This window comes from Shinella sp. S4-D37 (assembly GCF_040812195.1).
Lineage (GTDB): Bacteria > Pseudomonadota > Alphaproteobacteria > Rhizobiales > Rhizobiaceae > Shinella.
The window spans coordinates 230,776-248,426 of record NZ_JBFNXL010000003.1; the positions used below are offsets into that span (position 1 = coordinate 230,776).

Consider the following 17,651-nt stretch of genomic DNA (forward strand, 5'->3'; position numbering starts at 1 on the left):
CGGGCCGGTTGCCACGCGATCCCGGCAAGCTTTCGCCCGCCGGGACCGCGTCTCGGGAGAAACCCGTTACTGCTTGACCTGCGCGAACCACGGGCGAACATATTCGTCCGGGAACTGCGGGATATCGACCTTGTCGCTCATGGCCCAGGCGACCGGCTGCTGGTGCAGCGGGATGAACAGTGCCTCGTCATGGGTGATGCGGAAGGCTTCCTTCAGCATGTCGACGCGCTTGGCCTCGTCGAGTTCGACCGCCGCCGAGCGGGCGAGCGCATCGATGCGCGGATCGGAGAGCCCGTTCGGGTTGCTGCCGCCATAGGTGCCGTCATTGGTGGCGAGCAGCGCCTGGAGCACGCTGAAGCCGTCCATCGGCGGCAGCGAGGCCCAGCCGAGCATGTAGACGTCGAGTTCGCCATTATCCATGCGCGGGAAATAGGTCGTCTTGCTCTCGACGCTGAGATCGACCTGAACGCCGATCTTCGCCCACATGGAGGAGATGGCAAGGCAGATCTGCTCGTCGGCGATGTAGCGGTCGTTCGAGCAGGAAAGGCCGGTCTTGAAGCCGTCCGGATAGCCGGCTTCCGCCAGCAGCGCCTTGGCCTTGTCGATATCGTAGTCCAGCGGCACGTCGATCGCATCGTCATGGCCGGTGACGGCCGGGGCGACGAGCATGGCGGCGACGCGCGACTTGCCGCGCATCAGGCGCTTCTGGATCGTGTCGAGGTCGATGGCGTGCCAGAGGGCCTGGCGCACCTTGACGTTCAGCATCGGGTTGGCGACGCCGGAGGCGGCGTGCAGTTCCTTCTCGAAGTTCAGCGCCAGCACGATGGTGCGCAGCGACGGGTTCTCCGCCACCTTCAGCCCCTCGGTGGCGGCGATGCGGTCGACGTCCTGAAGCGGAACCGGCACGACCATGTCGACTTCGCCGGACAGCAGCGCGGCCACGCGCGTGGCGTCGGAGGCGATGGGGCGGAACTCCACTTCCGTCAGGTTATGCTCGGGCTTGTCCCACCAGTCCTTGTTCACCTCGAAGACCGAGCGCGAATCCGGCTCGTAGCTCTTCAGCTTGAAGGCGCCCGTGCCGTTGGCGTGGTTGCTGGCATAGGTGACGACGCCGGTCGCGGTGTTGCCCGGCTTCAGCGCGTCGTGCTCCTCCATCCAGGGCTTGCTCAGGATGTAGATGGCGGCAAGGTCGTTGAGGAGCAGCGGATAGGCGCCGCGCAGGATGAGGTCGACCGTATAGTCGTCCACCTTCTCGACGCCGGTAACGGCGGAGAGGTTTTCGCGGTTGCGCGCGCCGGGGTCGATCTGGCGCTCGATCGTCGCCACCACGTCGTCGGCGTCGAAGGGCTGGCCCTCATGGAATTTCACGCCCTCACGCAGCTTGAAGCGCCAGCGGGTCGGCTCGATGACCTCCCAGGAGGTGGCAAGCGCCGGCTCCAGCTTCAGCTCCTTGTTACGGCGCACCAGCGGATCGAACACGATATGCTGCACACTCTGGGTGAAGCTGTCGACCTGCGCATTCGGGTCGTAGGAAATGACGTCGCCGGATGCGGCCCAGCGCAGCGTCTCGGCAAAGGCGGGTGCAGAAAGCGGCGCCAGCACGGCAAGCCCCGCCAGCAGGGTCTTCATATAGGTCTTCACGAGGGCTCCTCCAGATTTGTATGCATGTTTCCAAAAAATATGCATACGATCACTCCGAATATGACTGTACATAATGAAAACGCAATATCAAGATACCAAAGCTAGAATTAGCACACAAAGTTTGCAAAAATTGTATCCAATAATTGCGGAGGATTCGGATGACCGGGACATTGCTGATCGAGAACGGCGTGGTTCTCACCATGGATGCCGGCCGGCGCGTGCTGGAGGGGGCGAGCGTGCTGGTGCAGGACGGACGGATCGCCGCCATCGGTGCAGAGGCGCTGGCCGTCCCGCCGGAGACGCCGCGCATCGACGCCGCCGGCATGGTCGTCATGCCGGGGCTGATCGATACCCACGCCCATGCCGGGCATATGCTGACAAAAGGGCTCGGCGGGGGTTCGGAAGACTGGATGGCGATCACCGGCCGGATCTACGCCGAGGCGACGGATCCGGAATTCTGGGCGGCGGAGGCCGCGCTTTCGGCTGCCGAACGCATCAAATGCGGCACCACCACGGCGGCGCTGCTCTTCGGTGGCGGACCGGACATCATGCGCACCGAAGCGCCGGACGCCGCCGAGGCCCACCTTGCCGCGATTGCCGCGATGGGCCTGCGCGAGGTGCTGGCCATCGGCCCCAACCGGCCATCCGCAAGGAGTGTCTATCGCAGGCACGACGGCAAATCGTATGATGAAATCGCCGTGTCGCCGGATACACAATTGACCGTCTGCGCCGCATTGCTCGACGCCTGGTCGGGTCGTGACGACCGGTTGCGGCTTGCCCTCTCCCTCCCCGTCTTCGACGCCGGCGAACTGGAGGACGATGCCGTCTTCGCCCTCTCGCGCCGGGCGCGCGACCTTGCGCGGGAAAAGGGCGTGCTCCTGGTGCAGGACGGCCACCGCAACGGCTCGATCGCCGCCAACGACGCCCGGCTCGGCCTGTTCGACGGCCGCTCGCTGCTCGCCCATTGCATCGACCTCACCGAGGCGGACCGCGCGGTGCTGAAGCGCACCGGCGCCAAGGTGGCGCACAATCCGAGCGCGCTGATGTCCGTCTACGGGCGCTGCCCCGCACCGGAACTGATGAAGGACGGCGTCACCGTCTCGCTCGGCACGGATGCCGCCGCGCCCGACCGCTCCTTCGACATGTTCCGCAACATGTTCCAGGCGCACCGCTACCATGCCCGGCATTTTTGCGACGATACCGTGCTGCCGCCGCTCCAGCTTCTCGAAATGGCGACGATCGAAGGCGCCCGCGCGCTTTGCATGGAAGACGAGATCGGCTCGCTGGAGGTCGGCAAGCGCGCCGATATCCTCCTCATCGACATGCGCCAGCCGCATCTGTGGCCGCCGGTCGATCCGGTGCAGCGCCTCGCACGCTTCGCCAACGGCGCCGATGTGGACACGACCATCGTCGGCGGCCGCGTGCTGATGCGCGGGCGGAAACTGCTGCACGCCGACGAGGGCGCCATCCTCGACCGCGCCGAAAGCGCCTTCCACCTGGCGATGCGCCGCGCCGGCCGCGCCTGAGGCCGAAGAGGGAGAACAGCATGACGAGCGACCTTCTCATCCGCAACGCCCGCCCCCTCGGCGGCGAACCGGTCGATCTTCTCATCCGCGGCGGCCGTTTCAGCGCCGCGGCCGGCGCGGCGCCGGCGGAAACGATCGATGCGGCCGGCTGCATCGCGCTGCCCGGCCTCGTCGAGGCGCATACCCATCTCGACAAGACACTGATCGGCATGGACTGGTTCGAGAACCGCATCGGCCCGACCCGCAACGAGCGCATCCTCGCCGACCGCAAGGCCAAGCGCGAGCGTGACATGAACGCGCACCGGCAATCGGCCCGCCAGGTCCTCCAGACGCTGCACTACGGCGTGCTGCACATCCGCAGCCATGTCGACGTCGATACGGAAATCGGCCTCGCCAATATCGAGGGCGTGCTCGAAACCCGCGCGGCGCTCCGCGATCTCGTGGACGTGCAGGTCGTCGCCTTTCCCCAGAGCGGCATGCTGCCGCGCGACGGCACGTTCGACCTGATGGACGCGGCGATGGCGGCCGGGGCCGATATCGTGGGCGGCATCGATCCGGCGACGATCGAGCGCGATCCGGTGCGCCATCTCGACGCGATCTTCGCGCTCGCCGACAAGTATGCAAAACCCGTCGACATCCACCTGCACGAGCCCGGCGATCTCGGCGCCTTCTGCCTCGACCTGATCGTCGAGCGCACCAGGGCGCTTGCCTTGCAGGGCCGCGTCATGGTGAGCCACGCCTATTGCCTCGGCATGCTGGAGCCCGCCCGCCAGCGCACCTTGATCGAGGCGCTGGCGGCGGAGCGCATTTCGGTGATGACGGTCGGCAGCCCCGCCGCCCCGGCCTTGCCGCTGCGCCTGATGCGCGAATGCGGCCTTATCGTCGCCTCCGGGTCGGACGGCATCCAGGGCACCTGGGAGCCCTGGGGCAATGGCGACATGCTGGAGCGGGCGAAATATCTCGCCCAGCGCAACGGCATGACCAACGATGCCGACCTTGCCGAGACCGCCCGCATCTGCACCTTCGGCGGCGCGGAAGGCCTCGGGCTTGCCGGCTACGGCCTTGCCGAGGGCGACTTCGGCGATCTGGTGCTGGTTCCCGCCCGCACGCTTGCCGAGGCCGTGGCGCTGACGCCGCAAAGGCGCACCGTCATCCGCCGCGGCCGCATTCTGGTGCGCGAGGGCGTGCCGGCGCAGGCGTCGATTTTTGATCCGGGATAAAATATAAGCATCGCGTTTCGCCGCTCGGAGGGAGGACTGGATGAACGGGATCGTGTCTGTCGGGTGCGCCATGCGCCTCTGTCGCAAGGCCGGGGGCGCCGCATGAGCGCCTTTCCGCACCTCTTCCAGCCCCTCGCCATCCGCGGCGTGCGGCTGAAGAACCGCATCATGTCCACCGGCCACGACACGACGCTGCCGACGGACGGGCGCGTCAACGCGGCCCTCGTCGCCTATCACGAGGCGCGGGCGAAGGGCGGCGTCGGCCTCATCGTCTCCCAGGTCGCCGGTGTGCACGAGACGGCGCGCTATACCTCGCACATGCTGATGGCGACGGACGACAGCTGCATCGAGGGCTACCGCCGGCTGGCGGAAACCTGCCATGCCCACGGCACAGCGCTCTTCTCCCAGCTCTTCCATCCCGGCCGGGAGATCATGGAGGGCGGCGACGGGCTGCTGACGGTCGCCTATGCCCCGTCCGGCACGCCCAACGAGCGGTTCCGCGTGATGCCGCGCGCGCTCGACCAGGCGATGATCGACGAGATCGTTGCCGGCTACGGCGCAGCGGCCCGGCGCATGCACGCGGCCGGCGTCGACGGCGTGGAACTGGTGGCGAGCCACGGCTACCTGCCCGCCCAGTTCCTGAACCCGCGCGTCAACCGGCGCACGGACGGCTATGGCGGATCGCTGGAGAACCGGCTGCGGTTCGCGAGCGAGGCGCTGGAGGCGATCCGCGCGGCGACGTCGGAGGATTTCGTCGTCGGCCTGCGCATCAGCGCCGGGGATCGCGACGAAACCGGCCTGACGCCCGACGAGGCGCTGGACGGCTGCCGGCTGCTCGAACCGCTCATCGACTATGTCAGCGTGACGACCGGCACCTCCGCCTCGCTCGGCGGCGCGGTGCATATCGTGCCGCCCATGGCCTATGCCAGCGCCTATCTTGCAAGCGACGCCGCCCGCTTCCGCAAGGCGCTGAACGTGCCGGTCTTCGTCGCGGGCCGCATCAACCAGCCGCAGGAGGCCGAGGCGGTCATCGCCGGGGGCGCGGCCGATGTCTGCGGCATGACGCGCGCGCTGATCTGCGATCCCGAGATGCCGGAAAAGGCGGAAGACGGCCGCACCGACGATATCCGCGCCTGCATCGCCTGCAACCAGGCCTGCATCGGCCATTTCCACCGCGGCGTGCCGATCTCCTGCATCCAGCATCCGGAAACCGGCCGCGAGCTTGCCTTCGGCACGCTTGTCCCGGCGGCCGAGCCGAAGACGGTCATGGTGATCGGCGGCGGGCCGGGCGGCATGAAGGCGGCCGCCGTCGCCGCCGCGCGCGGCCACCGCGTCACGCTCTATGAAGCCGCAAGCCAGCTCGGCGGCCAGGCGCTGCTTGCCCAGCAATTGCCGCGCCGCGCCGAATTCGGCGGCATCGTCACCAATCTTTCGCGCGAGCTGGAACTGGCGCAGGTGCGGGTGGTCAAGGGCTGTCGCGTCGATGCGGCCCTCGTGGAACGCGAGAGGCCCGACGCGGTCGTGCTCGCGACGGGCGCCACGCCCTACCTGCCCGATATCCCCGCCGACGGCAGCGTGCAGGTCATCGATGCCTGGCAGGTCCTGCGCCGGGAGGTGAAGACCGGCAGCCGCGTCGTCGTCGCCGACTGGCGCTGCGACTGGATCGGCCCCGGCATCGCCGAACTCCTCGTCGACAACGGCTGCAGCGTCGAGCTTGCCGTCAACGGCACCCATCCCGGCGAACTCCTGCCGCTCTATGTGCGCGACAACCTCGCCGCCGAGCTGCACCGGAAGGGTATCGGCATCACCCCCTATGCCCGGCTCTACGGCTGCGACAGCGGCACGGTCTACCTGCAGCACACCGTCAGCGAACAGCCGATCGTCTTCGAGGGCGTGGACACGCTCGTCCTCTGTCTGGGGCACGCGCCGGCCGACGACCTGCGGGAAAGGCTGGCGGGACTGGCGCTGGAGGTTCACCTCATCGGCGATTGCCTGGCGCCGCGCACGGCGGAAGAGGCCGTCTATGACGGGCTGAGGATCGCGAGCGCTCTGTAGCTGCCTGCGCAAAATCTCTCGCCGGCTATTTTTAGCTGTTGCCAAAACGTCCTTCACTTAATACGTTGTTAAGTGAGGAGATGACAATGGACGATATCGCGCTCGTGACGGGGAATCAGGCTGCCGTCGGCGAGAAGGTGAAGACCTTCCGCACCGCCCGCCGCATGTCCTTGCGCACGCTCGGCGAGGCCACCGGCACGACCGCAAGCTTCCTCAGCCAGCTCGAACGCGGCCTCAGCGGCGTCAACACCAGCACGCTGATGCGCATTGCCGGCGCGCTTGGCATCAGCCTGACGGACCTCTTCGAGGAGGCCGCCCCGCCCGTCGGCCGCGTGTTGCGCAAGCATGAGCGCCCTGCCCTGCCGCCGGCCGAAGGCTATCGGAAAATGCTTCTGTCGCGGCGGCCGATCCGCGACATGGAGGTCTATATCGGCGAATTCGATCCCGGCGGCTCGACGGGCGACAAGCCCTACAGCCACGGGGATTCCCATGAACTCTTCCTGGTCCTCAGGGGCAAGGTGGAGCTTACCCTCGGCGAGGAGCGCCATGTGCTGTCGGCCGGCGACAGCATCGAATACCCGACCTCGGTTCCGCACAAGACCGTGAATATCGGCACGGAACCGGCCGAAGTTCTCTGGATGATCGCGCCGCCCACCAGCGTCGCAGACGACCTCGACAAATACCTGCCACGGACGGGCTCGTAACCGCGGCGGGAGCAATCCACGCGAGCGCTACTGGGAGTATCAACGATGAAGAAATTTGCGGGGGCTTTGGCCCTGACGATGACGTGCGCCCTGGCGTTGCCGGTATTCGCACAGGAAAAGCCGGTCGCCGGCGCGGTGGAGGAAGGCTCGCTCAAGGGCAAGACGCTGACCTTCGTCTCCTATGGCGGCATCTACCAGGACGGCCAGGTCGCCGCCCTCAAGGAGTTCGTCGAGAAATCCGGCGTGACGCTGCTCAACGACGGCCCGACGGAGATCGCCAAGCTGAAGGCCCAGGTCGACGCCGGCAACGTCACCTGGGACGTGGTCGACACCGCCGACCTGCCGCCCTACGTGCATTGCGGCACGCTGTTCCAGAAGCTCGACTTCTCCAGGCTCGACGTCTCGAAGATTCCGCCGAACCAGGTGGGCGAATGCTCGGTCCCGGCGATGAACTACGGCGTCATCTTCATGTACAAGACCGAGACCTACAAGGACAATCCGCCGAAGGACTGGCAGGACTTCTTCGACACGGAGAAATTCCCGGGCTCCCGCGCCATCGACGGCAGCGGCGATCCGACCGGCGGCCTGATCGAGCAGGCCTTCAAGGCGGCCGGCGGCGACCCGAAGGCGATGACGCCTGACGATATCGAGAAGGGCATCCAGAAGCTGCGCGACCTCGGCCCCGACACGATCTACTGGAAGACCGGCGCGGAATCCCAGCAGCTTGCCGAATCCGGCGAGGCCGACATGATCATGATGTGGACCGGCCGCGCCATGACCGCCGCGAAGAACGGCGCGGCGTATACGCCCGTCTGGCAGGACTGGCTGGTGGTCATGGACCAGATGACCATCCCCGTCGGCGTCAAGGACACCGATGCCGCCTATGCGCTGCTGAATGCCTATCTCGGCCAGCGTTCGCAGGAGATTCTTACGGAAAAGACCTCCTACACGCCGATCCACATGGACGCCAAGCCGAAGGTCGATGAGGTCACCACCTCCTTCCTCACCTCGACGCCCGAGCGCATCGCCCAGGGCTATCAGCAGAACATCCCGTTCTGGGTGACGAACTTCGATCTCGCCGCGGAAAGGTGGAACGCGCTGCTCTCAGGTAACTGAGGCTGGTTTGCCCCTCACCCTAACCCTCTCCCCGCTTGCGGGGAGAGGGGACCTGCCCCGCAAACGGGCACTGGTTGAGGAAATCGGCACGGCATATCCCCTCCCCCGTTTACGGGGAGAAGGTGGCCGGCAGGCCGGATGAGGGGCCGCCTCAATACGAGCCCTCGCCTACCGCAAACACAGGAGACGACCGTGACCGACATGCCTGACAGGCCCGCTCTCCTCACACGCCTGCGCCCGCGTGGCGCGGCGTGGCTTGCGGCGCCCGCGGTGCTGCTGCTGCTCCTCGCCCTCGCCTATCCGCTGGCGATCGTCGTCCTGCGCAGCGTCACCGATCCCGCCCCCGGCCTCGACAACTACGTCTGGTTCTTCCAGTCCGCGGTGAACCGCACGGTGCTGCAACGCACCTTCGTCGTCGCCGCCTGGGTGACGCTCGTCTCGCTTGTCTGCGCCTACCCCTACGCCTATGCCATGACCATCGTCGGCAGGAACGTGCGGCTCGCGCTCATCCTGTGCGTGCTCGTGCCCTTCTGGCTGAGCGGGGTGGTGCGCACGCTCGCCTGGGTCATCCTGCTGCAGGATTCCGGCGTCATCAATTCGTTCCTGCGCGGCGTCGGCCTGCCGCCCGTAAAATTGATCCGCACGCTGCCCGGCGTCGTCATCGGCATGACGCAGGTGCTGCTGCCCTTCATGATCCTGCCGATCTACTCCGTGATGAAGGGCATCGACACGCGCCTCCTGCAGGCCGCCCGCAGCCTCGGCGCGAAACCCTGGCGCGCCTTCCTGCAGATCTACGTGCCGCTGTCGCTGCCCGGCGTCTATGCCGGTATCATCATCGTCTTCATCCTCTCGCTCGGCTTCTACATCACGCCGGCCCTGCTCGGCGGCCCGCGCAGCATCCTGCTCTCCTCGCTGGTGCAGAACCAGGTGCTGAGCCTGCTCAACTGGGGCCGCGGCGGCGCCATGGGCGTCGTGCTCCTCGTCGCCACCTTCGTGCTTCTGGCCATCGCCGCGCCGCTAATGCGCCAGAAGCATTCCTCGACCCGCAGGGAGGCGTGAGCGATGCCGTCCTTCCCCCGCGTCCTCCTCGGCCTGTTCTGCCTGCTCGTCGCCCTGCTCCTGCTCGCGCCGACGCTGGTGGTCATCCCGATGTCGTTCAACGGCAACAAGTCGCTCGCCTTCCCGCCGGTCGGCTTCTCCTGGCAATGGTACGACAACTTCTTCCGCAATCCGGACTGGACGACGAGCTTTTCCAACTCGCTGATCGTCGCGCTCATCGTCGCGGTCGTCGCGACCGTCGTCGGCACGCTCGCCGCCTTCGGCGTCACGCGGGCGGCCGCGCGCACCGGCGGCCTGCTGCGCGCGCTGCTGATCACGCCGATGGTCGTGCCGGGCGTGGTGCTGGCGATCGGCATCTACGCCGTCTATCTCGACACGCATCTGGTGGGCACCGTCACCGGCTTCGTGCTGGCGCACACCATGCTCGCCATTCCCTTCGTGCTGATCGCCGTGCAGGCGAGCCTCGAAGTCTTCGACCGGCGGCTGGAGACCGCCGCGGCCAGCCTCGGCGCCGGCCGGCTGACGGTCTTTCGCACCGTGACGCTGCCGCTCATCCTGCCCGGCGTCCTTTCCGGCGCGCTCTTCGCCTTCATCACCTCGTTCGACGAGATCATCGTGGCGCTGTTCATCACCAGCCCCTACCTGAAAACGCTGCCGGTGCAGATCTACACCTCGATCACCCGCGACGCCGACCCGACCGTCGCCGCCGTCGGCACGCTCTTGTTCCTCGCGACCTCGCTCATCATCATCGCCGGCCTGCTTCTCGGCATGCGCCGCGGAAGGACCTGACCATGAACGCACCCCGACGCTCCGCCGGCGCGGCGATCGATATCCGCAAGGCGTCCAAGCGCTACGGCGCCTTCGCCGCCCTCAGGGACATCGACCTGCACATCCGTCCCGGCGAGTTCATGACGCTGCTCGGCCCTTCCGGCTCCGGCAAGACGACGACGCTGAACCTCATCGCCGGCTTCACGGACATCAGTTCCGGCACGCTCGAAATCGGCGGCAGGAGCGTCACGGGCCTGCCCTCACACAAGCGCAATATCGGGGTCGTCTTCCAGCATTACGCACTCTTCCCGCACATGACGGTCGGCAAGAACGTCGCCTATCCGCTGGCGCTGCGCGGCGTGAGGGGCGAGGACCGCGAGAGGCGGGTCAAGCGCGCCCTCGACATGGTGAAGATGGCGGATTTCTCCCATCGCTACCCGAACGAACTGTCGGGCGGCCAGCAGCAGCGCGTGGCGCTCGCCCGGGCGCTCGTCTTCGATCCGCCGCTCCTCCTCATGGACGAACCGCTCGGCGCGCTCGACAAGAAGCTGCGCGAATGGCTGCAACTGGAAATCAAGCGCATCCACCGCGAGCTCGGCACCACCTTCGTCTACGTCACCCACGACCAGGAGGAGGCCCTCGTCCTCTCCGACCGCATCGCCGTGTTCAACGGCGGGCGCATCGAGCAGATCGGCACGGGCCGCGAACTCTACGACCGTCCGGCGACCCTCTTCGTCGGCCGCTTCATCGGCGAATCCACCGTGCTGCGCGGCACGGCGCACGCCGCCGGCGAAAGCACCGTGATGACCATCGGCGACCAGAGGATCGTCGCCCATGGCCGCCTTGCCGGCGATGCCCGCCCGGTCATCCTGCTGCGGCCCGAGCGCGTGGCGCTGAAGCGCCCCGGCGCGGACGTCGTGGCGGGCGAGAACCGCCTTGCCGGCACGGTCATGGAGGCGATCTATCTCGGCTCCGGCTCGAAATACGAGGTGCGGCTCGCCGATGGCGCGGTCGCGGTGGTGCGCAGCCCGCTCGGTGCGGCGGATTTTGCCATCGGCGATACCGCCGATATCGCTTTCCTGCCCGCCGACCTCACCCTTCTTCCCGACGACGCCAGCGCCGACGTGACGCTGACCTGAACCCGAAAGCCTTCCTCATGGACGCCAAGACCAACGGAAACATCTCCTTCTGGTATGCCGATATCGGCGGCATTCCGCAAAAGCGCCCTCCCCTGCCCGGCGACCGCGAGGCCGATATCTGCATCATCGGCGCGGGTTATACGGGCCTCTGGACGGCCTATTACCTCAAGAAGGCAGACCCCTCGCTCGACATCGTCGTGCTGGAACGCGAATTCGCCGGCTTCGGCGCCTCCGGGCGCAACGGCGGCTGGCTTTCGGGCGGCTTCGGCTGGTCGCGCGACAAATACCTGAAAACCTCGACGCGCGGCGCCGTCATCGATATGCAGCGCGCCATGACCGGCACGGTGGACGAGGTGGTCCGCGTCGCCGAGACCGAGGGAATCGACGCCGACATCCGCCGCGTCGACAATCTCACCGTCGCCACCAATGCGCCGCAGCTTGCTCGCGCCCGCGAGGAGTACCAGTTCTATCTCGACTGGCAGATGCCGGCCGAGCGCCTGCAGATGCTCTCCGCCGAAGAGGCGGCAAGGCGGATCAACATCGCCAATGTCCAGGGCGGCTTCGTCATCCGCGATACCGCGCGCGTGCAGCCCGCCAAGCTGGTGCGCGGCCTTGCAAAGGTCGTCGAAGGTCTCGGCGTCCCGATCTACGAGGGCACCCCCGTCACGCGTTTCGAGAAGGGTCGCGTCGAGACCGATCGCGGCACGGTGCGCGCCTCCAGCATCATCCGCGCCACGGAGGGCTTTTCCGCCAGCTTCCCCGGCGAGGAACGCACCTGGCTGCCGCTGAACAGCGCCCAGATCGTCACCGAGCCCGTGCCGGAGGCGCTGTGGCGGGAGATCGGCTGGGACGGCCATGAACTGCTCGGCGATGCGGCGCACGCCTATTGCTACGCCCAGCGCACCCGTGAAGGCCGCATCACCATGGGCGGACGCGGCGTGCCCTATCGCTTCGGCTCGAAGACCGACGTGAACGGAAAGACCCAGCAGGCGACCATCGACGCCCTGCACGCCATCCTGACGCGCCTCCTGCCGCAGACGAAAACCCTGAAGATCGACCATGCCTGGTGCGGCGTGCTCGGCGTGCCGCGCGACTGGTGCACGACCGCCGGCTTCGACCGCGCGAGCGGCATCGGCTGGGCCGGTGGCTATGTCGGCCTCGGCGTCTCCAGCTCGAACCTTGCCGGCCGCACGCTCTGCGACCTGGTGCTCGGCCGTGAGACGGAGCTGACCGCCCTTCCCTGGGTCAACCGCACGGTGCGCAAATGGGAGCCGGAACCCTTCCGCTGGCTCGGCGTGCATTCCATGTACCAGCTCTACCGCATGGCCGACGAGCGCGAATTCGCCGGCCTGCCGCACACATCGAGACTCGCGTCGCTCGCCGACAGCATCACCGGCCATTGAGCCAGGAACAGACAGGACAGACCATGATCAGCCTTGAACATTTCGGCGACCTCCTCACCCGCGACATCGGCCCCTTCGCGCCGAAGCCGACCTCCATCGAGGGCGACCAGCAGGAGGCTACCGCGACGCTGTGGACCAGCCCGGACGGCGGGATGGAAACCGGCCTATGGGAATGCACGCCCGGCCGCTTCACCGCCGACCGCACGGAGATCGCAGAAATCTGCCATATCCTCACCGGTCGGGTGACGCTGCACAATGGTGACGGCACGAGACGGGACATCGGCCCGGGCGAAATGTTCGCCCTGCCGCACGGCTGGCGCGGCGAATGGACGATCCACGAGCGCACACGCAAGATCTACACGATGATCGCCAAGGGCGTCTGAGCGCCGCAATCGCGGACCGGCTCACGGAAAGAGCCGGTCCGCGTGCGAATTGTGAACGCTGCGTTCTCTTTCCCCGTCTTTTCAATCCCGCCCCGATATCCCATCTTCGCCTCCGACACCCCTCTAAACGGACGTTTCGAGCGTCGAGGCAGACACATGAAGAAAATCGGCTTCCTCTCCTTCGGGCATTGGACCCCCTCCCCGCAATCCGGGACCCGCTCGGCCGGCGATACGCTGCTCCAGTCGATCGACCTTGCCGTCGCGGCCGAGGAGCTTGGCGCGGACGGCGCCTATTTCCGGGTTCACCATTTCGCGCGCCAGCTCGCCTCGCCCTTCCCGCTGCTCGCCGCCGTCGGTGCGCGCACCAAGACGATCGAGATCGGCACGGCCGTCATCGACATGCGCTACGAGAACCCGCTCTACATGGCAGAGGATGCCGGCGCGGCCGATCTCATTTCCGGCGGGCGCCTGCAGCTCGGCATCAGCCGCGGCTCGCCCGAGCAGGTCATCGACGGCTGGCGCTACTTCGGCTACCAGCCTGGGGAAGGCCAGAGCGATGCCGACATGGGCCGCCGCCATGCCGAGGTGTTCCTGGACGTGCTGAAGGGCGAAGGCTTCGCACAGCCGAACCCGCGGCCGATGTTCCCCAATCCGCCGGGGCTGCTGCGCCTCGAACCCCATTCCGAGGGGCTTCGCGAGCGCATCTGGTGGGGTGCGGGCTCGAACGCCACCGCCGTCTGGGCGGCGAAGCTCGGCATGAACCTGCAAAGCTCGACGCTGAAGGACGACGAGACGGGCGAGCCTTTCCATGTCCAGCAGGCCGCCCAGATCCGCGCCTATCGCGACGCCTGGAAGGAAGCGGGACATGCCCGCACGCCGCGCGTCTCGGTGAGCCGCAGCATCTTCGCGCTCGTCGACGACCGCGACCGGGCCTATTTCGGCCGCGGCGGCAAGGAGGTGGATTCGATCGGCCTCATCGACGACAAGACGCGGGCGATCTTCGGCCGCTCCTATGCCGACGAGCCGGACAAGCTCGTCAGGCAGCTCGCCGCCGACGAAGCGATCCAGGAGGCCGACACGCTGCTCCTGACCGTGCCGAACCAGCTGGGCGTCGAATACAACGCCCATGTCATCGAGGCGATCCTCGAACACCTCGCCCCGGCGCTGGGCTGGCGCTAGGCGCTCTTTCCATTTCCACCAAAACGGGAAAAGCGCGCCAGGGAAACCTGACGCGCTTTTTGTCTTATAGCCCTCAGGGAGGATTAGAACGACGTGCTTGCCTTCAGCATGAACGTGCGTCCAGCGCCGTAGCCGCAGGAGCCCGCGCCCTGGCAGGTCGCGACATATTCCTTGTCGAAGAGGTTGGAGACGTTCAGCGCGACAGCCCAGTTGTCCTTCTCATAGCGGATGGCCGCATCGACCAGCGTGGCGGAAGGAACGCGGAGCGTGTTCTCGCGGTCCGCCCAGGACTTGCCGATATGGCGTACGCCCGCTGCAACGCTCACGCCCTGAAGCCTATCGTTCTGGAACGAATAGTCCGCCCAGAGCGAAGCCGTCAGTTCCGGAACCTGGATCGGCGTGTTGCCGGCAGGCGTGCCGTCGAACGCGCCACCGGTCGCCTTGGTGACTTCCATGTCGAGATAGGTCAGCGCACCGATGAGCTTCAGCCCCTCCGTGACATTTGCCTGGATCGACGTTTCGAAGCCGCGGGCCTCCACCTCGCCGATGGCGGCGGTCTGCGGAATGCCGTTGACCGTGATCGTGCTGGGCACGTTCTCGCGCGTGATGTCGAAATAGGCTGCCGTGATGAGGGCATCCATGAAGTCCGGCTGATACTTGACGCCGACTTCCCACTGCTTTGCCGTTTCCGACTTCAAGAGGTTGCCGGCATTGTCCGTCGAGGTCGTCGGGTTGAACGAGGTCGAGTAGCTGACATAGGGCGTCAGGCCGTTTGCGAATTCATAGGCGAGCGCCGCGCGCCAGGTGAATTCGCCTTCGTCGCTCTCGGTGGAGCTGGCTGGATTGATATTGTCGTCGAGCTCGGTCTTCACGAAGTCGTAACGACCGTTGAGCGTGGCGATCCACCCGCCGCCGAACTTGATCTGGTCCTGTGCATAGATGCCGAGCTGGTCGCGGCGCAGGTTCTGATCCAGGTACGGATTTCCGAGCGCCGGAATATCGGCACCGTAAACCGGGCGAAGCGGATCGAGATCCAGGTTGCCGAAGCCGACGGCCTGGGCCTGATCGATCGCGTAGTGCCGATAGTCCAATCCGAGAAGAAGATTGTGATCCAGCGCGCCTGTCGCGAATTCACCTTCGAGCTGATTGTCGACCGTGAAGATATCGACATCCGTGTCATGCGCGAAGCGATAACGGGCCAGCTTCGTAGGATCGGTCATCGACCATCCGTTGGCATAGAGCGCGTCTTCCTCAAGCGAGACGCTCGCGTAACGCAGGTTCTGGCGAACGGTCCAATTGTTGTCGAACGTATGTTCGAACTCGTAGCCGATCATGGCCTGCTGGCGATCGTATTCGTCAAGGCTCTTGTCGCCGTAGAACAGGTCGGTCGGAATCCGTCCCACGCCGGGCGCATCGACGACCGTGCCGACATACGGCAGGAAACCCGTGCTGGTATGCGTCAGGTCGATATGCTGGAAGGAGCTGAGGATGGTAAGGCTCGTTCCCTCATCCGGCTTCCATGTCAGGCTGGGCGCGATCGTGCCGCGGAAATCCTCCGACTTGTCCGTCTCCCAGCCGCCGCCGGAAATCTTCCCGGTCAGGCGGTAGCGCAGGACGTCGTCGCCGCCGAGCTTGTCGCTGAAATCCACGCCCAGGTAACCGTTGCCGAAGCTGTTGACGCCCGTCTCGACATAACGCAGCGGCTCATCGGTGGGGCGCTTGCTGACGAAATTGACGAAGCCGCCCGGATTGGCGCCGCCGTAGAGCGCCGAACTCGGCCCCTTGATGACTTCGATGCGCTCCAGGAAGAACGGATCGATGAGGAACGTCCCGAAGCCGGTCTGGAAAAGCGAAAGCCCGTCGAGGAACACGCCGGTCTGCTCGGCTTGAAAGCCGCGGATGAAGAGCCAGTCGGTGTCCGAATCGGTTCCGTAGGTCGATGCGTTGACGCCGGCGACGTAGCGCAGCGCCTCGTCGATCTTCTGCGGGCTCTGGTCGTCCATCTGCTCGCGCCCGACGACGGAGACCGATTGCGGGATCTCGTTGAGGTCCGTCGCGGCCTTGCTGCCGGTGCGCGTCGATTTTGCGACGATGCCACGCACGGGTTCGACACCGGTGTCAGCAACCGCGTTGGGATCGCCCTGCTCGACCCGGACCTCTTCCAGCCGCGTCGTGCCTTCCGCGTCCTGCGCGAACGTGGAAAGCGGTGCCAACAGGCCGATTGCCGCCGTACCGCACGCAAGCGTCAGCCTCAGCCGCCGCTGGTTCTTCAACTTCATCATCATCTGCGCATACCCCACTCGCCCGTTCGCCTGCCTGAACGGTCTTCCAACAATAAGATGAGTGCTTAACTCAGTTTTAACGTCCGGGCTTGTCGCATTCCGCGAAAATTGTACGTTCTTGGGCAATTTTCCGTGCGATGAACAATCGCCCGACGGGTGCTATCAGGCGAGGTGCGCCTTCTGCCAATGGGCGGGCGTCGTGCCGAAATTCTTGCGGAAGACGCGGGTGAAATGCGCCTGGTCGGCAAAGCCGGTCTCGGCGGCGATCGCTGTCAGGGGCTGATCGCCCTGCAAAAGCAATTGCTTGGCGCGGCGCAGCCGGGCATTCACCTGCCATTGGTGCGGTGCGACGCCGGTCGAGGCCTTGAAGGCGTGGCTGAAATGAGACTGCGACAGGCCGATGAGGCCGGCAAGCTCCTCGAGCCGGATATTGCGCAAGCAGTTTTCTTCAATGAAATCGGTCGCGCGGCGCACTTGCCAGCCGGCCAGCTTGCCGCGCTTGCGGCCCGGCGCCTTGCCCAGCTTCATCACGTCGATGATCAGCGCCAGCGCCAGGCCGTCGCCGTAAAGATCGTGCAGCGGCTGCGGATTGGTGCATTCGGCGGCGATGAGCTGGGCCAGCGAGAACAGGCGGTCGTCGGAGAAGAAGAGCTGCGGCGTGGCAAGCCGCTCCGCATCGAGGTCTTCCGCCAGCCGCCGGCTGACCGTCTCCACGTCGAAATGCAGATCGAGATGACGCAGGAACTGGTGGTCGGCAAGATCCGCCCAGAGCTCGAAATTCGCCGGGATATAGGCGATCGGGCAATGCTGCCAGTCCTCGACGGATTCCAGCCCGCCGGGCGCCACGCGGATGCGGGAATCGCCCGGCCCCCGCTTGTCGAGCAGGATGAACAGCCGCGGGTCCCGCCCGACATAGTAGCCGCCGGCGCGCGCCGCGCATTCCACATCCCACACATCGGCCACGATACCGTTCCAGTGCCGGCGGTTGAGACCGCCGACGACCGAAAAGCCCTCGATCCTGTTCTGCATGCGCGGCTGGAACGTCATCTTTGCCTGCGGGTATACCTTCTATTTTTACTCAAGTTTCTTAGCCTGATTTCCGCCGCAACGCAATATCGCCGGGAATGAGTCCTTCGGGGCAACCGAAACCTTCCTGCGCCGGCAGTCAAATTCTTG

The 17,651-nt window shown here is 66.2% G+C and carries 14 protein-coding genes; 11 read left to right on the forward strand and 3 right to left on the reverse strand.

The genetic code is table 11. The features are described from left to right. Positions 1-66 precede the first annotated feature (66 nt). On the reverse strand, positions 67-1,641 hold the full coding sequence (locus AB3G45_RS05080) for an ABC transporter substrate-binding protein (RefSeq protein WP_367829547.1): 1,575 nt from the start codon (positions 1,639-1,641) through the stop codon (positions 67-69). A gap of 158 nt (positions 1,642-1,799) precedes the next feature. Between AB3G45_RS05080 and AB3G45_RS05085 the strand changes: the two genes are divergently transcribed. The 11 genes from AB3G45_RS05085 to AB3G45_RS05135 all read left to right on the forward strand — a co-directional run bounded on the left by AB3G45_RS05085 (position 1,800) and on the right by AB3G45_RS05135 (position 14,193). Beyond that, the gene (locus tag AB3G45_RS05085; protein WP_367829548.1) at positions 1,800-3,167 is read left to right on the forward strand and encodes an amidohydrolase family protein; all 1,368 of its coding nucleotides are present in this window, start codon (positions 1,800-1,802) and stop codon (positions 3,165-3,167) included. A 20-nt stretch (positions 3,168-3,187) separates the two neighbouring features. Continuing rightward, positions 3,188-4,387 (forward strand): amidohydrolase, encoded by a 1,200-nt coding sequence (locus tag AB3G45_RS05090; protein WP_367829549.1) that lies wholly within the window; start codon positions 3,188-3,190, stop codon positions 4,385-4,387. Between the two features lie 102 nt (positions 4,388-4,489). Beyond that, positions 4,490-6,442, forward strand: a complete 1,953-nt coding sequence (locus AB3G45_RS05095; protein WP_367829550.1) for an FAD-dependent oxidoreductase — start codon at positions 4,490-4,492, stop codon at positions 6,440-6,442. Positions 6,443-6,528: 86 nt separating this feature from the next. Next, positions 6,529-7,146 (forward strand): helix-turn-helix domain-containing protein, encoded by a 618-nt coding sequence (locus AB3G45_RS05100; RefSeq protein WP_367829551.1) that lies wholly within the window; start codon positions 6,529-6,531, stop codon positions 7,144-7,146. 45 nt (positions 7,147-7,191) lie between these two features. After that, positions 7,192-8,262 (forward strand): extracellular solute-binding protein, encoded by a 1,071-nt coding sequence (locus AB3G45_RS05105; RefSeq protein ID WP_367829552.1) that lies wholly within the window; start codon positions 7,192-7,194, stop codon positions 8,260-8,262. A 201-nt stretch (positions 8,263-8,463) separates the two neighbouring features. Then, entirely contained in the window at positions 8,464-9,321 is an 858-nt protein-coding gene (locus AB3G45_RS05110; RefSeq protein ID WP_367829859.1) for an ABC transporter permease, read from the forward strand. A gap of 3 nt (positions 9,322-9,324) precedes the next feature. Next, a complete protein-coding gene (locus AB3G45_RS05115) occupies positions 9,325-10,110 on the forward strand; it encodes an ABC transporter permease (RefSeq protein ID WP_367829553.1) in 786 nt (261 codons plus the stop codon). A 2-nt stretch (positions 10,111-10,112) separates the two neighbouring features. Continuing rightward, positions 10,113-11,228 carry an ABC transporter ATP-binding protein gene (locus AB3G45_RS05120; protein WP_367829554.1) on the forward strand — a complete coding sequence of 372 codons (1,116 nt, stop codon included), beginning with the start codon at positions 10,113-10,115 and terminating at the stop codon, positions 11,226-11,228. A gap of 17 nt (positions 11,229-11,245) precedes the next feature. After that, the gene (locus tag AB3G45_RS05125) at positions 11,246-12,631 is read left to right on the forward strand and encodes an NAD(P)/FAD-dependent oxidoreductase (RefSeq protein ID WP_367829555.1); all 1,386 of its coding nucleotides are present in this window, start codon (positions 11,246-11,248) and stop codon (positions 12,629-12,631) included. Between the two features lie 23 nt (positions 12,632-12,654). After that, a complete protein-coding gene (locus AB3G45_RS05130) occupies positions 12,655-13,014 on the forward strand; it encodes a cupin domain-containing protein (RefSeq protein WP_367829556.1) in 360 nt (119 codons plus the stop codon). Positions 13,015-13,170: 156 nt separating this feature from the next. After that, positions 13,171-14,193 (forward strand): LLM class flavin-dependent oxidoreductase, encoded by a 1,023-nt coding sequence (locus tag AB3G45_RS05135; RefSeq protein WP_367829557.1) that lies wholly within the window; start codon positions 13,171-13,173, stop codon positions 14,191-14,193. 83 nt (positions 14,194-14,276) lie between these two features. Here the strand turns inward: AB3G45_RS05135 and AB3G45_RS05140 are convergent, their stop codons facing one another. Both AB3G45_RS05140 and AB3G45_RS05145 read right to left on the reverse strand, forming a co-directional pair. Further along, entirely contained in the window at positions 14,277-16,478 is a 2,202-nt protein-coding gene (locus AB3G45_RS05140) for a TonB-dependent siderophore receptor (RefSeq protein ID WP_367829558.1), read from the reverse strand. Between the two features lie 159 nt (positions 16,479-16,637). Beyond that, entirely contained in the window at positions 16,638-17,522 is an 885-nt protein-coding gene (locus AB3G45_RS05145) for a helix-turn-helix domain-containing protein (protein ID WP_367829559.1), read from the reverse strand. Positions 17,523-17,651 lie beyond the last annotated feature (129 nt).

Bases quoted from the DNA above. Each gene is read 5' to 3' on its own strand.
- AB3G45_RS05085 (WP_367829548.1), top strand. From the start codon at position 1,800: ATGACCGGGACATTGCTGATCGAGAACGGCGTGGTTCTCACCATGGAT.
- AB3G45_RS05090 (WP_367829549.1), top strand. From the start codon at position 3,188: ATGACGAGCGACCTTCTCATCCGCAACGCCCGCCCCCTCGGCGGCGAA.
- AB3G45_RS05095 (WP_367829550.1), top strand. From the start codon at position 4,490: ATGAGCGCCTTTCCGCACCTCTTCCAGCCCCTCGCCATCCGCGGCGTG.
- AB3G45_RS05100 (WP_367829551.1), top strand. From the start codon at position 6,529: ATGGACGATATCGCGCTCGTGACGGGGAATCAGGCTGCCGTCGGCGAG.
- AB3G45_RS05105 (WP_367829552.1), top strand. From the start codon at position 7,192: ATGAAGAAATTTGCGGGGGCTTTGGCCCTGACGATGACGTGCGCCCTG.
- AB3G45_RS05110 (WP_367829859.1), top strand. From the start codon at position 8,464: ATGCCTGACAGGCCCGCTCTCCTCACACGCCTGCGCCCGCGTGGCGCG.
- AB3G45_RS05115 (WP_367829553.1), top strand. From the start codon at position 9,325: ATGCCGTCCTTCCCCCGCGTCCTCCTCGGCCTGTTCTGCCTGCTCGTC.
- AB3G45_RS05120 (WP_367829554.1), top strand. From the start codon at position 10,113: ATGAACGCACCCCGACGCTCCGCCGGCGCGGCGATCGATATCCGCAAG.
- AB3G45_RS05125 (WP_367829555.1), top strand. From the start codon at position 11,246: ATGGACGCCAAGACCAACGGAAACATCTCCTTCTGGTATGCCGATATC.
- AB3G45_RS05130 (WP_367829556.1), top strand. From the start codon at position 12,655: ATGATCAGCCTTGAACATTTCGGCGACCTCCTCACCCGCGACATCGGC.
- AB3G45_RS05135 (WP_367829557.1), top strand. From the start codon at position 13,171: ATGAAGAAAATCGGCTTCCTCTCCTTCGGGCATTGGACCCCCTCCCCG.
- AB3G45_RS05140 (WP_367829558.1), bottom strand. From the start codon at position 16,478: ATGATGATGAAGTTGAAGAACCAGCGGCGGCTGAGGCTGACGCTTGCG.
- AB3G45_RS05145 (WP_367829559.1), bottom strand. From the start codon at position 17,522: ATGACGTTCCAGCCGCGCATGCAGAACAGGATCGAGGGCTTTTCGGTC.